The organism is Amycolatopsis echigonensis (assembly GCF_002846615.1).
Taxonomy (GTDB): domain Bacteria; phylum Actinomycetota; class Actinomycetes; order Mycobacteriales; family Pseudonocardiaceae; genus Amycolatopsis; species Amycolatopsis echigonensis.
On the sequence record NZ_PJMY01000003.1, the window covers coordinates 7,999,884 to 8,018,210 of the forward strand.

The following is an 18,327-nucleotide window of genomic DNA, read 5'->3' on the forward strand; positions in this document are numbered from 1 at the left end:
GCTGGCCGACAAGTGAGGGAACGGTCGCCCTCGACTGCCCATCGGAAGCGCAGCGTTCAGCCGGTGTTCAGTATCATGAAACAACGCGCAGCCTATGTCAATGCATAGCGCACAAAACCAGGCCGGGCACCGAGATCGCGGCAGCTCAGTACGCGGTCGCCGGGCGGCCCGCCAGATAAGCGAGGACCCAGTTCGAGAACTCGCAGGCGAGGTGCCAGCGGTGCTCGCTGATCATCCACGGCGGCAGCACCGCCGGAAACGCGATCGCGAGCCGCGCGGCGAATCCGCCTCGCGGGTCGTCGCGGAACTGGTGGCGCACCGCGCCGATCGGGACGCCGTCGCCGCCGCGAGCCCAGCCGGAGAGGTCGATCGGGAACCCCTGGTCCCGCGCGATCGGAACGCCCGCGGTGTCGGCGTAGTCGATGACGAACCGCGCGGCGAGCACCGCGCCGCCGGTCACCTCGATCACTTCCTGGACGCCGGCGCGGGGAGTCCGGACGAGGTAGTGGTCCGGGCAGGCGGCCAGCATGGCTCGCTCGTCGTTCCGGTCCCGCTCGCCGGTGAACCACCGCGCGAATCCGCCGGCCGTGCCGCGGCTGCTGGCGAGCCCCGCGCTGCTGACCGCCCACCCGCCGGGGGCAGCCGCGCCCTCGCTCGCCGGGCCGCTGACCGCGAGGTCAGGAGCCATCAGCTTGCGGATCTCCGCCTCGCCCATCCGCATCTTCACCGCGACGAGACGCTCGCGGTCACGGGCCACCTCCGCGGTGCTCTGGGCAGGCCGCAGCACTAGCGCGTCGAGTTCGGCCGCCAGCGCGGCGGGCAGGTTGCCGCGCAACCGCTCCGCAGCGACGCGCAGGCGTCGCGCCTCCCATTCGAGCACCGCGTCGCGGCCGATCGCCTCGCCGCTGAGGTAGGCGGTCAGCCCGGGTTCCGCGTCGTCAGCGGCGGCCGTTTGCCGACCGGCGACGGGCGCGAGCCCGGCCGCGGCGGCGGCAGTCAGAAAACGTCGCCTGGTCAGCACAGGACACCTCCGAGGAGAAGCATTTCCGGGCAGCGGCACGGCATTTCGATCCGTACCGTGCCGGGGATGCTAGGCCGCCGCGGCGGGGCCTCGGTGTCCCAGATCCGGCACACTTCCGGCGGAGCTCGCGCTCCTGTTTCAGCCGGCTCCGCCTTCCGCGGCGCGCTCCGCCGCGAGCATCTCGAGCGCCTCTGCCGCGTTCGACGGCGACGCGGCGAAACCGGCGGGACCGAGTTGCGCGGCGACCCAGTCCTGCGTGTGGTCGAGCTCGTGCCGTCCCGTGACGAACCAGATGCCGCGCGCGGGTTCGGCGCCCTGGTTCACGTACAGGTGCGGCCGGGTGGAGTCGAAGCACAGCGAATCGCCCGCGGCGATCGCATGCCGCTCGAAGTCCAGCAGCAGGACCAATTCCCCGGACAGCAGGTAGGCGTGCTCGGTCCCGCTGTGCCGCATCAGCTTCCGGTCCGCGGCACTCGCCGCGCCCGGTTCGTAGGTGACCAGCAGCGCGTCCACTCCAGTACCCGAGCCGACCGCCAGCCGCTCCCACCGGACCCCGCTGGCCATCTCCAGCACCGGGTTGTCGGCGGCACGCTGGACCACCCCGGACGACGCCGCACCCGGCGGCCGCTCGGCCGGGGTCGCGGCGGCGCGGCCGCCGCCGAGGCCCAGCAGATCGTCGAGCGAGACGCCGAGGTGGCTGACCAGTGCGTACAGCGTGCTCACCGACGGCTGCGACTTGCCGTTCTCGACCTGAGACAACAGGCTCGCGGAAATCTTGGCCGCCGCCGCGACGCTGCGCAGGCTCAGGTTGCGCGCCAACCGCGCCTCCCGCAGCGCCGGACCGATCATGTGCTCCACAGTCACCCCTGCTCGCCGTCCAGGTGGGCAGACCTGATCCGCCCTCGCTGAACGATACCGCCCGGACCGGCGCACGCGGGATCTACACTGTTCAGTGTCAACGCACACGAGCTCCGCGCAGGCACCCTCGTCGCGGGCACGTCCACCACCGGAGGCTCCGATGCCACCTGCCCCGCTGTCCATCCGCACAGTCCTCGACGGACGTCCGGTCTCCCGCGACGACGTGCTCAAGTGGGAAGCCGGCCGGATGCGCAAAGCAGCGGCGAAGCTGGGCTTGCCCGCTCCGCGAGGCGACCTCGCCCAGATGAGGACAAGCTTCGCCGACGCCAAGCTCGCCCTCGGCCCGGACGAAGTGCGCCGGCGGCTGAATCGCGACCTCCGCCTCAGCGAAACCGTTTCCCGGGCGCTCACCGGACTCTCGCGCGGACGCCGCGCACTGAGCACCTGCGACCTGTACGTGTCTGGCGCCGGCCGGGCGGGCGAGTTCGTCGACTGGTTCTGCGACACCGGCCGCAGCGATTACGCCCGCAGCATGATTGCCGCGAACCCGGACCACTTCCTGATCGACACCGCGCCCGACGGCAGGCAGGAAGTGGTGGAAACGACCGGCGGAAGCCCCCTCGCGACCCGGTTCTTCATCGACTACGCCGACACCTCGTCGCTCGTGACGCCCCGAGACGCGGAGTTCCCGCTCGACGCGTCGGGCGTCGCCCGCACCGCAGCGGGCCAGGCGATCGGCGGCGTCCGCCACGAATTCCGCGACCAGGACGGCGGATTCCACGCCCGGCTCCGCGTCGAGTTCCCGAAGCTCACCGCGCCGGCCATGCTCCGCGAGCACCGGCTCCACCTGGCGTGCGAATTCTCCAACTGGATCGCCATGTTCCGGGCCAGGCCCTAGCCAGCGTGACCGCCGACGCGGGAGCGCAGGTCCCGCGCAATGCGGAATCCGGACCGACGGCGATCCAGTCGTTCACCACTGCGGTGCACCACATAACCGGAGACCCGGTGGTGCTGTAGTCGCTGCCCGGGTTTTCGACCCAGGGCGAATGTCCGACCGGAGCAGCAGACGCGGGTTTCGGCGCCGTCCCAGCGGTTGGTTCCGGCACAGCACCTGCGCCGATCGCAATCGCACTCCAGATAGAGGCGGGATAAACGCTTGCCCGCTCCAACTGGGCTCCCAACAGCCGGTCAATCCCAGCAACCGACTGTTCCAGCTTAATGAACACAATCCGAACGTCAGCAAGCCGATCCAGCGCGGATGCCGGACCACCGATGGATCAGCACCGCACGTCGGAGCACGCTCATCTCCTCGTGCTGCCTCGCTTGCGCGCGACCCCGCCGACGATGTTCGCCTCCGCGGAGTCCCCCTGGATCGGCGCGTCCGGACGCCAATCCGGAAGCCAGACCAACCCGGGCTCGACAAGCTCGAAGTCGCCGAACAAAGCGGCGATCTGCTCCCGGCTCCGCTGGGTCAGCGGCAGGGTGGCCCGTTGCGTGTACTGCCCCGACACCTTGCCGAACGAGCCCAGCGCGTCCTCGTCCTCGGGATTCATGCTCACGTGCGTCAGCGCGAGCAAGCTGCCCGGCGCCAGCAGGTCGCGATAGTGCGCCAACTGCCGTTCCGGCTCCAGGCCGTCCGGCATGAAGTGCAGCAACGCGACGATCAGCAGGCAGACCGGCTCATCCGGATCGATGATGCCCTCGTCCAGCACCCGCTCCCACAGACCGGGACCGTCGAAATAATCGCCGAAGATCGCCCGGTGGCGCAACGGGTCCGCGGTGTCCTCCAACAGGATCTGCGAGTGCGCATGCGCGACCGGCTCGTTGTCGACGTAGACGACACGGCACTCCCCCGGCGCGACCTCATCGGCCACCTCGTGCACGTTGCCCTGCGTCGGCAGCCCGCTGCCGATGTCGACGAACTGCCGGATGCCCGACTCCACCGCGAACCGCACCGCCCGGCCGAGAAACTCCCGATTGGCCACCATCCCGACCCGCATCTGCGGCATTTCCTTGAGCTGCTGCTCCGCGAACTCCCGGTCGATGGCGTAGTTGTGCGTGCCCCCCAGCACGTAATCGTAGATCCGGCCGGCGCTCGGCCGGTCGATGTCGATGCGCGGAGCCTCGTCAACCATGCCGCGACCTTAACCGACACCCACCGAAGACTTCAGCAGCAGACCTGCCGCGAGGGCCGTTCGACCGGGCCGCTTCCCCGGCTCGGCCCGACGGGTGCCGCGCGAACCCGCGGTCCGTCCTGCCGCCAGGCGAGAAGATCAGCACCTGACAACCGGCCTCCGGAGTGAACGCCCGCCGGTTTGCCGGACGTCCTTGACACCTGTGTCAACGGGCAGGTAAACCGGCAGAACCCGACGGCGCGCGGAGGCCAACGATGGTGTTCTCGCAGGTCCTCGACCCTGCCCACAGCGTATTCGGCAGCACACTCCTCGCGCTCGCTCCGGTCATCGTCTTGCTGTTGCTCCTGGCGGTTTTCCGCATCTCGGCATGGCAGGCCGTGATCGTCGGCGCGCTGGTGACGATCGCGCTCGGCGTCACGGTGTGGCACGCGCCGTTCGCCGCGACGGCCAAGGCCTACGGGATCGGCGCCGGCCAGGGTTTCTGGTCGGTCGACTGGATCGTGTTCTGGGGCGTCGTCATCTACAACACGCTCGTGGTGACCGGCGCGTTCGACGTCTTCAAGAACTGGCTGATCGAGCAGGCGACCGCTGACATCCGCGTGCAGACGCTGCTGATCGCGTGGGCCTTCGGGGCGTTGCTGGAAGGCCTGGTCGGATTCGGTTACCCCTGGGCTGTTGTCGCGCCGATCCTCATCGCGTTCGGCATCGCCGACCTGCCCGCGTTGCGGGTGGCCGCACTGGCCAACAACGCGCCGGTGTCCTACGGCGCCCTGGGCGCCCCGGTCCTCGGCCTCGCGGCCGTCACCGGGCTTTCGGCCACGGCGCTGTCCGCGTCCATCGGCAAGATCGTCGCGGTCCTCGCGCTGGCGCCGCCGTGGATCCTGCTGTACCTGGTGAGCGGCAAGCGCGGCATCAAGACCGGATGGCCGCTGGCGCTGGTCGGCTCGTTCGGCTACATCATCGGGCAGTACCCGACCTCGCAATACCTCGGCCCGTACCTGCCCGACGTCATCGGTTCGCTGGTCTGTTTCGCCGCGTTGCTGCTCCTGCTGAAGGTGTGGCAGCCCAAGGAAACCCTCGGCTTCGGCGGCGTGCCGATCCCGTCCGACCGATCCCCCGTCGCCGACACTCCCCCAAGGCAGACCGCGCCGCTGCGGGCGCTGCTGCCGTTCCTGATCCTCGTCATCGTCGTCGTGGCCTGGACGGGACCGTGGTCGAAGCTGGGCAACTGGACCCCGTTCGCGCCCAGCGTGTCGGCGCGGTCCTCGCTCGGCCACACCGCCTCCGCTGTCACGTGGAAGTTCGCGCCCTTCATCGCCGGCACCGCGATCCTGGTCAGCTGGCTGCTGATCCTGGCCTATCTGCGGCCGCGCGGAGACCAGCTGCGCCGGGTGTTCCGGTCCACGTTCCAGCAGATGTGGGGTGCGCTGCTGGTCGGGCCGCTGATCTTCGGGCTGGCGGCGGTCTACAACTTCAGCGGGATCGCCAACTCCATGGCGAACGGGTTCTCCCACCTGGGTACCTGGTTCGTGGTGCTGTCCCCGGTCCTGGGCTGGATCGCGGTCGCCTTGTCGGGCAGCAACACCTCCTCCAACGCCGTGTTCGGGCACTTCCAATACTCGGTGGCGCAACTGATCCACGCCCCGGTGCTCCTGCTGCCCTCGCTCAACTCCCTCGGCGCCGAGGTCGGCAAACCGATCGCGCCGCAGACAGCCAGCGTCGGCGTCGCGACCACCAAATTCGTCCGCGACGAAGGCCAGGTCATCCGCTACAACATGGGCTGGACACTGGTCATCCTCGCCTACCTCATCGGCATCGGAGCTCTGTTCTACTTCGTGCTGCCCCAAGCGATGCGGATCTGATCCTGGCGACCTGCCGAGAGGTATCGAATCCAGGGTTCCCAGACGACCGCCCACCTCCCGTTCGAGACCGCGGGCGTGGTCGAAGCCGAACTCCGGCTACTTCGCAGACTGATCTCGCACTTCAGACGTCGCGGGCTACCTCGTAGACGTTGGCGGAGCGGAGGGAGACCGCGGCGTCGGCTGGTACAGACGCGTTCGCGGCGACGCTTCGCGCCGCAGTTTCGTCGGTGAACAGCTGAAAGCTCACGCCAGTTCGACCGTCGGTCGCCCACGTCCCGCGGACGAAGCCAGGAATCGTGCGGACGTGGCTGGCGAGGTGGTCGAGTTCGTTGTCGAGCTGTTGTGGCGTCGCCGACGGCTTGAATTCGACGGTGAAGACGACTGCGTGCATGGGTGCTCTCCTTTGGTGGTCGGGATATGAATCTGGTTGTCGGGACATGGATCAGACGGCGACGGCTTCGGCGATGCGCAGCGGTCCGGCGATGTCGAGCACGGCCGTCCGGCGGAAACCAGTGGCCGTGAGCAGGCGATCGAGTTCTGACGGGCTGCGTTCCTGGCCGCCGCTGACGGCAAGCATCAGCAAGTCGAGCGTGCGAGCTCGCGGATCCGGATGCTCGTCGCTGGGCAGACTTTCGATCACGAGGACCACGGCACCGGTTCGGCACGCGGCCCGCACGCCGCGCAAGATCGCGGTGGTGCCCCGGTCGGGCCAGTCGTGCAGCACCTCCATCAGCAGGTAGAGGTCGGCCGCTGGCAGCGGGTCGGTGAAGAAATCTCCCGCGCACGTGGTGAGGTGAGCGTCGTCGACACCGGCCTGGGCGATCACGTGCGGCAGGTCGAACAGGATGCCGCGAACGGTGCGGTGCCTGGTCAGGATTGCGTTAAGCAACTGCCCGGTCCCTCCGCCGATGTCCGCGACAGTCCCGAAGGGACTGAAGTCGTAGGCGCGGATGACCGCGTCCACGTCCGCGCGCGCCTTCGCCTGCATGGCGTTGTCGAACAGCTGCGCTTGTGCTGGGTGTTCGGCCAGGTAGTCGAAGAGGCCGTTCGGCGCGATCTCGGCGATGCCGGTGGTCCCGTGCCGGACTGCTGTTTCGAGTGATGCGACTCCGTGCCAGACCACATCGAGTGCCATCAGCTGTGCGAACGCGCGCAGGGACCCCGCGTGGTCGGTGCGCAGCAGGCGCGACATGGCTGTGTGCTCCACGCCCGCCGGCCCGTGCCGAAACACCCCAAGGTCGGCCAGTAGTCGCAATACCCGTCCCAGTGAGTGGTGCGCCACGCCGCAGGCGGCCGCGAGTTCGCTGACCGGGACCGGATCGTCCCCGATCAGGTCTGCGACACCGAGGTCTGCGACGACGTGGAGGGCACGTGCGTGCAGGTGGGCCGTCGTCATTGCCCACACCTGATCGACCGCCGCGTCGTGCACGGATGTCGTGGTCATGAGATGCCCTCCGATTTCGTCGCGAGTCGTCGACGAACCGGACGCTACGAGCCGGCGGCTGCGCGCAGATCCGCCGGATGACTCAGATTCCTACTCACCTCGGTTCTCGGCCACCCACGTCGCGATCGCACTTCGCGTGTTCACCCCGAGCTTGTCGAGGATGTGCTGGACGTGGTTCTGCGCGGTCCGCTCGGAAAGCACGAGACGCTCACCGATCTGCCGGTTGGTCAGACCCGCCGCGACAAGTCCGGCGACCTCCCATTCGCGGCGCGTGAGCAGACTCGTGCCGGTTGGCTGCGTGCGGACCGAGTCCGCACGCCGGCGGACGCCTGGCATGCGGTGGGACTTCGCCACGGCCGTTGCGTGCGCGATCAGCTGCCGCGCCCGCCTCGCGTCGCCGGGGGCACCTCGTGCGACGAGTGCCGCGGCGATCTCGATTTCGACGTCGCACTGGAAGCCGAGAGCGGCAACGCGTTCGCAGATGTCGCGGGCTGTTTGGAGGTCGTCCAGCGCGCCGCTGAGGTTTCCGAGGTTTCGGGCAGCTGTGCCCAGCCAGAGTTCGACCGGCCCGAGATAGGCGAGCGCCCCGACGCCGCTGACTACGTGATGACCTCGATAGTTGGCCAGCCGTTCGACGAAGACCGGCAGATCCTCGCCCCGGCCTAGCTCCGACGCCACCGCGATGCCCATGGCCGCGCACAACAGGGTGACGTGCGGGGCCGGACGCCAGTGACGTGGCGACCCGAGCGCGTCGTAGACCTCCGCCGCCTCGGCCGTGTGCCCCGCGGTCACCAGGCTGTGCGCCAAGGCGATACCGGCGATGACCGGAGGTGCGCCACCGGGGTTCGGCGCAGCCGAGTCACCCGACGCGGACAGCGTCGTCTCGTCGTGCCCGGCATGGCGGCCGAGGTTGCCCAGCAGTGCTGCCCGCCCGTGACGCGCGTTGGGCAGTCCGGTCCCGCCCGCTGCGGCGTGGGCGGCGTCGGCCAGCCGGCGCGCCTCGACCACGTGGCCGCGCGCTTGCGCGAGCGTCGCCTGCGCCAACAACAAATGCAACCGCGCGACCGGCGTGCCGATTTTGTCGGTCGGCACGGATGACGCGGCGACCTGGTCGGCAGCGCCGTCGAGGTCACCGCGCTCGAGCAGGACGGTTGTCCACGCCGTCCGCGCGGCGAGTTCGTGGTGGGCATCTTGGGTTGCCTCGGCGACCCGCATCATCCGTTCGGCGATCTCGGCGCGCGTGTCGAGATCGTCCGGGCCGGCGAACAGCGTTTGGAACGACCGGCAGGCGGCCATCACCGCGGTCGGCTCGCCGCTCGCCTCCGCAAGTTCGAGCGCGGCCCGGCTCGCCCGGCGCCCAGCGAGCGCGTCGGCCTGGTAGTTGAACGTTTCCGCATAGCACGCGGACAACATCGCGCGCAGCCGTAGGTCCTGGGGGTCGACGGCGTCCAACGCCTCGGTGCACAGCCGTCGAGTCGCGAGGTCGAAGCCGATGTGGCCGACCGGCGGCATTCCCAGGGCAACCTCGGCGAGCAGGTCTCCCCGGCCGATCTGCCGAGCCAGCGACGCGGCACGTGTCGCCGAAGCAAGGCGCTCGCCGAGGTCACCCGCGTCGTGGCTCGCGCGTTGCAGAGACATCAAGAGCTCGAATTGTTCGGCTGGTTCCAGATCAGCACCGATCGACAGCGCCAGGCGGTAGAGCCGGACCGCTGGTTCGAACGCGAGCCGCCGCATCGCCTCGTCGGCCGCCCGCCGAATCGCCACGAGCGCTCCCGCCGGGTCACCGTCCGCCGCCTCGGCGAGGTGGTGCGCGACTGCGAACAGGTCGGGTTCCGGGCGCCCCTCCGCGATTCGTGCGGCTTGACGGTGCAGGACGGCTCGATCGGCATGGCCCAGACCGCTTTCCACCGCGTCGCGCACTAGCGAGTGCACGAAGCGGTACCGACCTGCGGCGGTCGGCGCGACGAGGCCGGCAAGGTCCAAGTCGTCGAGAGCTGCCTGAATGTCCGTCTGCGTGGAGCCAGCCACCTCCGTCACCTCGGACACCAGAAACTCCGGCCCGAGAACGGCAGCGCTGGCCAGGACGCGCGACGTGTCCGCCGGCAACGTCCGAATACGGCGCGCAATCGTCTCGCGCACGGTCGGAGAAAGCCCGCCTGTGCGATATGTGCGCGCGTATTCGGCCAGGAACAGCGGATTGCCGCCGGTGAGCTCATGAACGCGTTCGGCGTCCGCATCGTCGGCGAGCAGACCCGCTGCGTCCAAGTATTCGCGAACGCCGGACACTGGCAAGCCGTGCAGCGACAGCTCGCGCGCGAACGGGCTCCGCAGCAGGTCGCTCCTCACCGCTCGGACGCGCGGATCAGTCGCTCGCATAGTCACCACGACGCACAGCCGCTCGCTTCGCAGCCCGCGCGTGACATGCTGCAACAGCAGAATCGAGGACTCGTCGACCCAGTGCGCGTCATCGAGAATGATCAGCGTCGGCGACGCTGCGGCGACTTCGCGCAGCGCTTCCGCGACAGTCTCGAATCGACGGAACCGCGCCTGCGCGTCAGCCGCATACTGCCCCACGTCACGGCCGGAGAGAACCTCCAGCGCCTCAGCCAGGACGCGCTCGCGCACGCGGGTTTCTTGCGCGAGTTGGCGCAGGATTCGTATCCACGGCCAGAAGGGTGGGGCGCCGTCCGCCTCGTCGCCGAGGCCCCAAGCCTGCACGAAACCGGCCGCTCCAGCCGCCTCGCCCAGTGCCTCCGCCAGGCGCGTCTTGCCGATGCCCGGCTCGCCCACACACATCATGACGACCGGACGCCCGCCACCGGCCGAGTCCAGGCACGAGCGAAGCAGCTCCAGCTCGGCCGTGCGTCCGACCAAGCGGTCGGCCGCCTTCGACGCGCGCCCGCTTCCATGCACGGCATCATCGTGCCTGAACAACGGGGCTCTGAAAACGGTCGCGGGGATCGGGTCGTCCGGCGTACTCGACCCGGCCGGCAGACCGCCCCCCTCCTCTGTGTCGTGATCGTCTGGGAGGCCGCACCAGCGGTCGACGTGTTTGGCGTCCTTCTGGCGCGGCGAGCCGCAGAAGGCGCGTCGCGGACCGCGCTTTTCGCGCGGTAGGTGGTGACCGTTCGCGACCTGGTTGTGGATGGGGTTCGGCATTGAGGCTGCCGTTCCACGGCCGCCGCGACGCGTGGACCTCGCATGGTTCGGGCGCGCAGGCTCAGCGTGGACGAATCGGAAAAGGGCAAGAACCAAGCCGAAACCGCAGTTCGGGCTCGCTACCTGTCACGGGGTCGTCTCGACCGCCCGGGCCGGGACACGGTGCGGTTCCGGGAAATCGGCCTCGACCAGGCAGCAGCGTTGACCGCGCACGTCAACCACCTGCTGGACGCGCGGGATCAGCGCTGGCCGCGCGCAATCTCCTCGTATCGATCAAGCTGGCGGCCCGGCTCGGGGAGGATCCTCCGGGCCGCCAGGATCACCTGCCGAGCACTTTGTCGACCCAGGCGACGATGTCCCCGACGACCTCGTCGCGGTTCGTCTCGTTCAAGATCTCGTGCCGCGCACCCGGATACACCCGCGTCGTCACGCTTTCGATTCCCGCGTCCCGGTAGCGCTGGACCAGGACGTCGAACAGCGCCAGGTTGCCGTTCACCGGGTCCTGCTCCCCCACCGCGAGGTACAACGGCAGATCCGACCGCATCCGGGCGACCTCTTCCGGGTCCGCCAGCCGCCGTGCGCCCGCGAACATCGCCTTCGTGTTGACCGGGTCGATCCCGAAGCCGCACAACGGGTCCGCGACATAAGCGTCCACTTCGGACTCGTCGCGGCTGAGCCAGTCGTAATCGGTGCGCTGGGGCTGGAACGGCGCGTTGAACACCGCGAGATCCAACGGCTGGTCCAGGTCCAGCGCCGGCTCGAGGACGTCGAGCGCGGCCGTGCCGGTCAGGACCACCGCGTCGACGTCCGCCGAGTGGTCCAGCAGGTACTGCTGCGTCGCGAACGACCCCATGCTGTGCGCCAGCAGGACAACCGGCAGCCCGGGGAACTCTTCCCGCGCCCGGCCGGTCAGCACGCCGATGTCGGATACGAGCGCCGCCCAGCCGTCCGGGCCGAGGTCGCCCGGAGCCCCGGCGATCGACGCGCCATGACCGCGGTGGTCCTGTCCGTAAACAGCGAACCCGCGACCGGCGAAAGCGCGGGCGACCCGCTCGTAACGCCGGACGTGCTCCCCCATTCCATGGGTCAGCTGCACAATCCCGGCGGGAGACCCGACCGGGTCCCACCGGTACGCGGTCACGGCTCCAGGCAGGGTGAGCATCGCATCGGGCATCGTCGCCTCCTCAGTCGACCCACCCTGCCGCACGACGAGTGCCGCCGCCACCCCCATCCGGGACGTTCTTCCCTCCCCTTCGGGAGAGGCCTCTGTCAGCCGGACAAGTCACGGACGAAGAGCACCGGCGATGGCCGCGGACGTCAACGCCCACTGGCGCGCTCCGCAGGCTGTTCAGCAGCGCCGGTTGCCTGTCGCCGCTCCGGTCTCGACGAGAAGCCCGGCAGCGCAGAGCGCCGGGATCCGGTGCGGGATCCCGGCGCTCCGGTCGAGCGTGGCTGGATCAGCGGTGCGCCCCGCCGATGCCGGGCAGGACCTGCGTGCCCTCGGTGCGGACGGCCTGCAGCGACGCCGGGTCGAGGCCGAGAGCCGAGAGGATCGTCGGCGCCACCTGGGTGGTCTCGACCGGGTTCGACTGGACCTGAGCCGGGACGCCCGGGCCGTTGACGACCATCAGGACGTTGCGGTCGCCGGTGTTCATGCCGCCGTGCTCCGCGAGCTTGGTCGGCTTCGAGTAGACGACGCCTTCCTGGACCTTGCCGAACACGTCCGGGTAGTGGCCGTTGTTCACCGGGACGCCGAAGAAGCCGGCGGCATCAGAGCCCGCCCAGATCTGGGTGAGGCCCGAGTGCTGGACCGTGACCGGCTTCTTGTTGACGTCGTAACCCTGCGCGGTGTGGTTCCACAGGTAGTTCTTGACGAAATCGCACGCGGCCTGCGAGGTGTCCGAGAGGTAGGACTGCCACAGGTCGTCGTCGGTGCCGGCGACGATCAGGCTCTTGTTGTCCGGGTGCTTCTGGGCCCAGGCAGCGTTGATCGCGCTGACGATCGGGCCGTCCTGGACCGTGACGAGCTCGTTCGGGTTCATCGGCGACTGGCCGTGCTTCGCCGTGACGATGACCGTCGTCGAGTCCGCGAGGCCGTCCTTGTGGATCTCGGCGGACATCTTGCCCAGCTGGGCGTCGACGTAGTCGAAGGCGCTCGACAGGGCCGGGCCGGGGACGAGCTTGCCGTTGACCCACTGGTAGCCGCCCGGCTGCGGCGCGCTGGTGGTGTAGTTGCCCTGCGCGTCCGGTCCGATCAGCGTGGTCGAGGTCGAGCGGCTCTTCTGCGCGACCGATACGGCCTGGAAGTTCATGCCGAGAACCGCCGGGGTGCCGACCTGCGCCTTGCCCGAGTGATCGCGGCCGCCGAGCTCGTTGAGGACTGCCTGGACCTTGTAGCCGTCGTACTGCTTGGTGGCGGCGTCGATGTGCGCCCAGTCGTCGTCCTGCGGGTAGGGGACGCCGTTCGGCATGACGGCCTGCGAGTCGATTTCGGGACCGAAGAAGTCGTCGATGCTCTGGCCGTTCGAGCCCGGGCCGTTGAACGACAGATAAACGGCGTGCTTGTCCGACCAGGCGGTGCGCCGACCGGCGTTGTGGATCACCTGGAAGATCGAGTTCGTGCCCAGGTAGTCCCACGGCGTGATGTTCTTGCAGGTCGCCGGGTCGACGGGAAACGTCGAGGCATTCAACGACGAGGCGTCGTTCTTCAGGTTCATGATCGCGGCCGGGTTCTTGTCGACGCCCTTGGCGTAGATCGAACCGTTCTCGTCGAAGGACGGGAACGTGCCGTTCGACGGGTTGATGAAATCATTGACGTTCGCCAGCGCGTCGTCCGGCGAGTCGTAGACGACGTCGCCGCCGGTGGCCGGCTTGCCCGGCGTGCAGGCGGAGCCGGGCTCGTCGGTTTTGTGGCTGTACTCGACGTCGTAGTAGACGCCGGTCGACTTGGGGTTGCCGCCGGTCATCAGCGCGGTGCCGCCGGGGTCGGAGTCCGACGGGTTGGACGCCTGCGCGTTGGTGTATTCGCTGCCGCCGCGCGAGAGCTTGGCCAGCGTCGAACCCGGGTGGGTGGCGACATACCAGTCGAGGTCGCTCTGGTGCATGCCGTCGACCGAAATCAGCAGAACGTGCTTGTTCGCGGGCGCGCCCGCCGACTGAGCGTCAGCAGGCAGGGTCGAAAGCACGAGCAGCGATGCGGCGGACGCCATCGCAGCGCCGGCTACGGCCGGGCGAGTGAACTTCGGCATGGCTCTCCATGGAGTCGAGTACAACGAGACGTCGCACATTTCCGTGTGCGCCGTATCTTTCTTCGCCAAAGCGGTCGGGTAAGAAAATGCGAGGTGAACAAAAGTAATCTGCCTGATTGCAGATGCATTCTCCCCAGACATCCAGGAGCGACAACCGCCGAAATATCGACGCAGTGTGACCGATTCAGCGCTGATTGCTGCGACGCCGCCCTTGACCTTATTCAGTCGAAATACACAAATCACCTGCGGCTATGCGACGGGCGACGTTTACGTCAGCCGGAATATATCGGTCCATACCCGCCAGCCGGGCGGAATGCACATTAGGCGCGGATTGCCACATTCACCACAGACCGAGACGATCCGGTCCTCCACGTAGACCTGGCCGACGACGGCGGACCATTTGTGGCGGCCGAGCACCACCTGATCGCCACCGGCCACCGACGGAATCGCATCCGGCCAGCAGATCGCCGCCCGCGCTCACGCTCAGTGCCGCCGGAGTGTGGTGCGACTCAGTCTGGCTGCCCAGGAGGACATTGCCCCGATGTCGTGAAACAGAAGTTCCCCGCCGCGACCCAGTTCGGACACGGCGCAACCCGCCGCTCGGACCGGCAAGCCCGCTCGCCAGCTGCCACCGCGTGGCACAGCGAGTGTGAGCCGAGGGAAGCCCAGCAGAGCTGCCCAAACTGTTGCGACCGCTGCCCGTCCGGGATGCATGGGAGGACATCGAAGCCGGGGCGACGGCAAGCAAATGGAGTGAGCGCCTCCTCGCCCGTACCCCCGCAGACCCGCGTGGCAGCTCCGCATGAGCTCGGCGGAACGGCCGTCTACCTGGTGTCCGACGCCGCGACCTATACCGTCGGCAGCACACTCACTGTCGACGGCGGGTGGACCGCGGCTTAGCCGATACGGGTAAGCGGAGCCAGTTTGCCGCAGTCGCCGAACGCATGGGCTTAACGGTGTCGGCTCGGAAGCCGGAGGTTCCGGCGCGAGTTGTCCATCTGAGCGGCGGCCCTCGGACGTGGTGATGCGGGCGGCTCGCCGACGATGGCAGCAGAACCAGACATTTCGACGACCACAGTGAGTGCCGCACCCGCCATGCAGGGTTGAGGGGTCGACCTGCGCTCACCGTCAAGTCCGCCCTGGGCCACGACGCACTACCGCCTCGAGCACTGACCCGTGCGACGCCTTCAAGAAACATGCACGATCTGCCCGGCGGCACCGCAGTGACAATCTCGGGCGACGCTTGGCAGTCTGGGGTGAACCGGCGGTTGCCGAGGATGCGGCAGAGGTCGCGCTCCCAGGCGGCGGGGTCGAGAGCGAGGGTGCCGCCTCTGCCGTTCCGGTTGGCGTAGAACACGCACGCTCCTGCCGTCCCGGGGCGCACTTATAAAAGAGTTAATTGACAGCATGCTGTCGATCGTGTGAGACTGCCCGTTGTGAGTGATCGGCGTGGGCCAGAGGACGCGTGGAGCGAGTTCGTACTCGCGGTCTTTGACGTCAACGGATTGATAATTCAGGCAGGCGAGCGCATCTCCGCTCCCTTGGGGCAGAGCGCAGCGAGGTGGCAAGTGCTCGGTCGGGCATTCCAGCCGCGGACCGTCGCTGAGATGGCGGCCGAGATGGGGCACGCACGGCAGAGCGTGCAGCGGGTGGCCGACGTGCTGGAGCGAGAGGGGTTGATCGCGTATCGGCCGCACCCCACCGACCGCCGCACGAAGCTTGCCGAACTCACCCCCCGGGGACACGAGGTACTAAGCGCGATCTATCAGCGGCAGGTGGCATGGTTCGCCGAGGTCGTGTCACAGCTGAGCGAGGCCAAGTTGCGTGAACTCACGGTCTCACTCAACGAGGTGTCGCGCACGCTTTCATCGACCATCACTGACGGCGAACGAGAGTCATGAGAGCAAGGAGACTACGAAATGGCACGCTTCATCGTGTTGTACCGCGCTCCGCAAGAGGTCGCGGAACGTTTCGCGACGGCCACGCCCGAGGAGGCCCAGGCCGGCATGCAGCTCTGGACGGATTGGTTTGCTCGGCTCGGACCGGCACTGATCGATCCCGGCCGACCGCTCGGCAATGCAAGGACCGTGACCCGCGATGGCGCCATGGCTGCCCCGACCGAGGTCATCGGTATGACGATCCTGCAGGCCGACACCATGGACGACGCGCTCGACATGGTCCGCGATCACCATCACCTGCAGTGGGCCGACTCCTGTGCCATCACCGTCCTCGAGGAGCAACCGATCCCGGAGGTCGAGGCCGGCATGGTCAGCTGACCGATCGGTAACCGGGTTCGATACCAGCCCAGTACAGCCGGGCCCACCTGAACGGACGGCGCTCGGTCGGAAAACCCCGCGAGCGAGCTTCCGCTCATCGGCATGTCGCGGCGGTCGCGGAAGGTTTTGCCTTTGCCCGTTTCGAGCAGCTCGGCGAGCTGTTCGTCGCCGACTACGGGGATGATTTTTTCGGTGGTGGTCGGCTGGCTGAGCTTGGCCAACGGGTGGCGGTCGATTTCTTCGGCGTCGAGCAGGTAGTTGAAGAACTGCTGGAGTGCCTTGTATTTGTTCAGGGCGGTCGATGCGGAACGGGTCTGGATCATCCAGGCGATGAACGACTCGACGTGCTTGCGTCCCACGTCGGCGGCCTTGGTGGCGTCCCATCCCCGTCTCGGCGAGAAACCGCGGGGAGGTCCTCACTGCCGAGGAAGTCGGCGAACTGGGCGACGGCAAGTTCGTAGTTGTAGCGGGTGGCGTGGGGTTTGTTGCCGACGCGGAGGCCGCGGTCCCACTCCTCGATGTAGGAGCGCCAGAGGTCGCTGGCCGGGCGGGGCACACCCTGTTTAGTCAAAGTGGTCGGCATGAGGAGAGCCTGCAGTCAAGGTGTCACCGAGCGCTGCGCTAGACCGGAAGGACACCTGCGACCACATGAAAAAACGGGCTTCCGCTGCTCTGAGCTGCGGAAACCCGTCGTCCGGTCGGGCTGACAGGATTTGAACCTGCGACCCCTTGACCTCCTCCGTCGCGCTGGTGACCAGGGGCGCTCGGCCGCAACACGCGTCTGAGCTGCAAAAATCGGCGGTCACTGGTCGACGTTGACTGGTGCCGTATTGGACGAATGTTGCACGCTGCGCTCGCACGCTGCGCTCGACGAGTTCGACGTTGGCGATCGTTCTGGTGCCAGCGTGTCGTGTCACACTTGCGGGCGTCGTCGGTTCAGAGCGGAGTGGCGTGCCATGGCTAATGATCGACCTGCAATCCCTGCTCAGCTCAAGCGAGCGCTGCTTGTGGAGGCGGGACACCGGTGCGCGATCCCGACTTGTCGGCAAGCAACTCCACTCCAAATCGATCACATTGACGAGTGGGCAAAGGTGCGCAAGCACGAGTTCTCAAATATGATCGTTCTCTGCGCCAACTGTCATGCCCGTAAGACATCAGGCGACATTGATCGAAAGTCAATGCAAATGTATAAGGCGAACCTATCGGTCTTAAATGACCGCTACGGTGACCTTGAGAAGCGCGTGCTCGAGGTATTTGCCACATCGCCGGAGCTAGGCCATATCGAGCTCCCAGGATGGCTTGACCTGCAGCTTTGGTACTTGTTTCGAGATGGGCTGCTGGAGAAGGTCAATCTTGGAGGTGCGAATATGATAATAGCAGGAGTGGCCGCGCGCCAGGGCTACAGGCTTACAGTCAAGGGGCGTGATTTTGTTGCAAAATGGATGAGCGCTCGCCCGATTGACAACACGGTACTTACGTTTGATGAAGAATAGTGGGTGGCCTCTCCGCCATCTCGTCGACCTGGCGCAGCCCGATCACGTCGGGTCAAGGGGGCACCTTCCCGCGGTCCGCAGCGTGCCGGCCGAACTGCCCCCTTGACGCGGCGTGATAGCCCTCGGGGAGGTCGGCGGGATGGCGGCAGGTCACTCACGGACGCAACGTGCGCGCGGTCCCGGCCATCTCGGAGACCTGCCCGTCCGGCGAGGACATTCTTTCTTCTTGAACTCGCTCCCCCGGCGCTGCCGCCCGGGCCGGGTGCGTGGGTGCCGGAGGCGGGCCCCGCGTGCCCGGATCCGGAGCGGCGCGGCCCCGGAGGGGCCGCCTTGAACAAGAAAAGAAACTCTGAACACAGGCATCGCACCGGACCATGCAGGAGGGACTCGGTAGCATGGTCACCGGACGGTCGCGGAGAGGAGCAGCGGTGGCAGACCTGGAGGAGCTGGAGGGCCGGGTTGCTCGCCTGGAGCGTGCGGTCGCGGAGGTTCAGCAGGACGCTGCAGCGGCTCGTGTGCTGGCGGGTGCGGCTGATCGTGATGTCTCGGGTTTCCGGGAGGAGCTTCGGGCGCACACGAGGACGTTGAATGCTCTGCGCGAGACTCAGATTGAGCAGGGTCGCCAGCTCTCCGATCAGGGCAGGCAGCTTGACGAGCTTCAGCAGCAGGTCCAGGAGGGTTTCAGCACGCTGAATACCGGTATGGCGCAGATTGTGGCGCTCCTTCGTCCCGAGCAGGATGGGGATTAGGGGGTACCGCAGACATAGGAACGCCCCGGCAGTGAGGTTGCACCAATGGCCGCCGGGGCGTTCGATTGTGGGGCTAAGATCT

Annotated in this window: 16 protein-coding genes; 7 read left to right on the forward strand and 9 right to left on the reverse strand. The window is 67.8% G+C overall.

Annotation, left to right across the window (positions count from 1 at the left end; genetic code table 11):
* Positions 1–145: 145 nt before the first annotated feature.
* Positions 146–1,021, reverse strand: coding sequence for a hypothetical protein (locus ATK30_RS42790; protein ID WP_101440355.1), 876 nt, complete (start codon positions 1,019–1,021; stop codon positions 146–148).
* A 138-nt stretch (positions 1,022–1,159) separates the two neighbouring features.
* Complete coding sequence (locus ATK30_RS42795) at positions 1,160–1,885, reverse strand: helix-turn-helix domain-containing protein (RefSeq protein ID WP_244194897.1); 726 nt, start codon at positions 1,883–1,885, stop codon at positions 1,160–1,162.
* A 154-nt stretch (positions 1,886–2,039) separates the two neighbouring features.
* Here ATK30_RS42795 and ATK30_RS42800 point away from each other — a divergent pair, with 154 nt between their 5' ends.
* A complete protein-coding gene (locus tag ATK30_RS42800) occupies positions 2,040–2,777 on the forward strand; it encodes a hypothetical protein (protein WP_101440357.1) in 738 nt (245 codons plus the stop codon).
* 403 nt (positions 2,778–3,180) lie between these two features.
* On the opposite strand, the gene ATK30_RS42805 is transcribed toward ATK30_RS42800, so the two are convergent.
* Positions 3,181–4,014 carry an SAM-dependent methyltransferase gene (locus tag ATK30_RS42805; protein WP_101440358.1) on the reverse strand — a complete coding sequence of 278 codons (834 nt, stop codon included), beginning with the start codon at positions 4,012–4,014 and terminating at the stop codon, positions 3,181–3,183.
* Positions 4,015–4,268: 254 nt separating this feature from the next.
* On the opposite strand from ATK30_RS42805, the gene ATK30_RS42810 reads away from it, so the two are divergent.
* Entirely contained in the window at positions 4,269–5,876 is a 1,608-nt protein-coding gene (locus ATK30_RS42810) for an L-lactate permease (RefSeq protein ID WP_208637578.1), read from the forward strand.
* Between the two features lie 121 nt (positions 5,877–5,997).
* On the opposite strand, the gene ATK30_RS42815 is transcribed toward ATK30_RS42810, so the two are convergent.
* The 5 genes from ATK30_RS42815 to ATK30_RS42835 all read right to left on the reverse strand — a co-directional run bounded on the left by ATK30_RS42815 (position 5,998) and on the right by ATK30_RS42835 (position 13,727).
* Positions 5,998–6,267, reverse strand: a complete 270-nt coding sequence (locus ATK30_RS42815; protein ID WP_101440359.1) for a hypothetical protein — start codon at positions 6,265–6,267, stop codon at positions 5,998–6,000.
* Between the two features lie 51 nt (positions 6,268–6,318).
* A complete protein-coding gene (locus tag ATK30_RS42820; protein WP_101440360.1) occupies positions 6,319–7,320 on the reverse strand; it encodes a methyltransferase in 1,002 nt (333 codons plus the stop codon).
* A 90-nt stretch (positions 7,321–7,410) separates the two neighbouring features.
* Positions 7,411–10,233 carry an ATP-binding protein gene (locus tag ATK30_RS42825; protein ID WP_158242583.1) on the reverse strand — a complete coding sequence of 941 codons (2,823 nt, stop codon included), beginning with the start codon at positions 10,231–10,233 and terminating at the stop codon, positions 7,411–7,413.
* A 565-nt stretch (positions 10,234–10,798) separates the two neighbouring features.
* Positions 10,799–11,653, reverse strand: coding sequence for an alpha/beta fold hydrolase (locus ATK30_RS42830; protein WP_101441373.1), 855 nt, complete (start codon positions 11,651–11,653; stop codon positions 10,799–10,801).
* 283 nt (positions 11,654–11,936) lie between these two features.
* The gene (locus ATK30_RS42835; protein WP_208637579.1) at positions 11,937–13,727 is read right to left on the reverse strand and encodes an alkaline phosphatase family protein; all 1,791 of its coding nucleotides are present in this window, start codon (positions 13,725–13,727) and stop codon (positions 11,937–11,939) included.
* Between the two features lie 708 nt (positions 13,728–14,435).
* Here ATK30_RS42835 and ATK30_RS47610 point away from each other — a divergent pair.
* From ATK30_RS47610 to ATK30_RS42850, 3 genes are all read left to right on the forward strand, one after another.
* A complete protein-coding gene (locus tag ATK30_RS47610) occupies positions 14,436–14,627 on the forward strand; it encodes an SDR family oxidoreductase (RefSeq protein ID WP_101440362.1) in 192 nt (63 codons plus the stop codon).
* 668 nt (positions 14,628–15,295) lie between these two features.
* Entirely contained in the window at positions 15,296–15,628 is a 333-nt protein-coding gene (locus tag ATK30_RS44895) for a MarR family winged helix-turn-helix transcriptional regulator (protein WP_279630055.1), read from the forward strand.
* An 18-nt stretch (positions 15,629–15,646) separates the two neighbouring features.
* Positions 15,647–16,003, forward strand: coding sequence for a YciI family protein (locus ATK30_RS42850; protein ID WP_101440364.1), 357 nt, complete (start codon positions 15,647–15,649; stop codon positions 16,001–16,003).
* On the opposite strand, the gene ATK30_RS42855 is transcribed toward ATK30_RS42850, so the two are convergent.
* Positions 15,919–16,362, reverse strand: coding sequence for a phage integrase N-terminal SAM-like domain-containing protein (locus ATK30_RS42855; protein WP_101440365.1), 444 nt, complete (start codon positions 16,360–16,362; stop codon positions 15,919–15,921). The genes ATK30_RS42850 and ATK30_RS42855 overlap by 85 nt on opposite strands.
* A gap of 597 nt (positions 16,363–16,959) precedes the next feature.
* On the opposite strand from ATK30_RS42855, the gene ATK30_RS42860 reads away from it, so the two are divergent.
* Positions 16,960–17,496 carry an HNH endonuclease gene (locus ATK30_RS42860; RefSeq protein ID WP_101437489.1) on the forward strand — a complete coding sequence of 179 codons (537 nt, stop codon included), beginning with the start codon at positions 16,960–16,962 and terminating at the stop codon, positions 17,494–17,496.
* 428 nt (positions 17,497–17,924) lie between these two features.
* A complete protein-coding gene (locus ATK30_RS42865) occupies positions 17,925–18,245 on the forward strand; it encodes a hypothetical protein (RefSeq protein WP_101440366.1) in 321 nt (106 codons plus the stop codon).
* The last annotated feature ends 82 nt before the right edge of the window (positions 18,246–18,327 follow it).

Excerpts from the sequence above, each read along its gene's own strand:
- ATK30_RS42860 (WP_101437489.1), top strand. The coding sequence starts at position 16,960 with ATGGCTAATGATCGACCTGCAATCCCTGCTCAGCTCAAGCGAGCGCTG.
- ATK30_RS42835 (WP_208637579.1), bottom strand. The coding sequence starts at position 13,727 with ATGCCGAAGTTCACTCGCCCGGCCGTAGCCGGCGCTGCGATGGCGTCC.
- ATK30_RS47610 (WP_101440362.1), top strand. The coding sequence starts at position 14,436 with ATGCATGGGAGGACATCGAAGCCGGGGCGACGGCAAGCAAATGGAGTG.
- ATK30_RS42810 (WP_208637578.1), top strand. The coding sequence starts at position 4,269 with ATGGTGTTCTCGCAGGTCCTCGACCCTGCCCACAGCGTATTCGGCAGC.
- ATK30_RS42805 (WP_101440358.1), bottom strand. The coding sequence starts at position 4,014 with ATGGTTGACGAGGCTCCGCGCATCGACATCGACCGGCCGAGCGCCGGC.
- ATK30_RS42820 (WP_101440360.1), bottom strand. The coding sequence starts at position 7,320 with ATGACCACGACATCCGTGCACGACGCGGCGGTCGATCAGGTGTGGGCA.
- ATK30_RS42830 (WP_101441373.1), bottom strand. The coding sequence starts at position 11,653 with ATGCCCGATGCGATGCTCACCCTGCCTGGAGCCGTGACCGCGTACCGG.
- ATK30_RS42815 (WP_101440359.1), bottom strand. The coding sequence starts at position 6,267 with ATGCACGCAGTCGTCTTCACCGTCGAATTCAAGCCGTCGGCGACGCCA.
- ATK30_RS42850 (WP_101440364.1), top strand. The coding sequence starts at position 15,647 with ATGGCACGCTTCATCGTGTTGTACCGCGCTCCGCAAGAGGTCGCGGAA.
- ATK30_RS42800 (WP_101440357.1), top strand. The coding sequence starts at position 2,040 with ATGCCACCTGCCCCGCTGTCCATCCGCACAGTCCTCGACGGACGTCCG.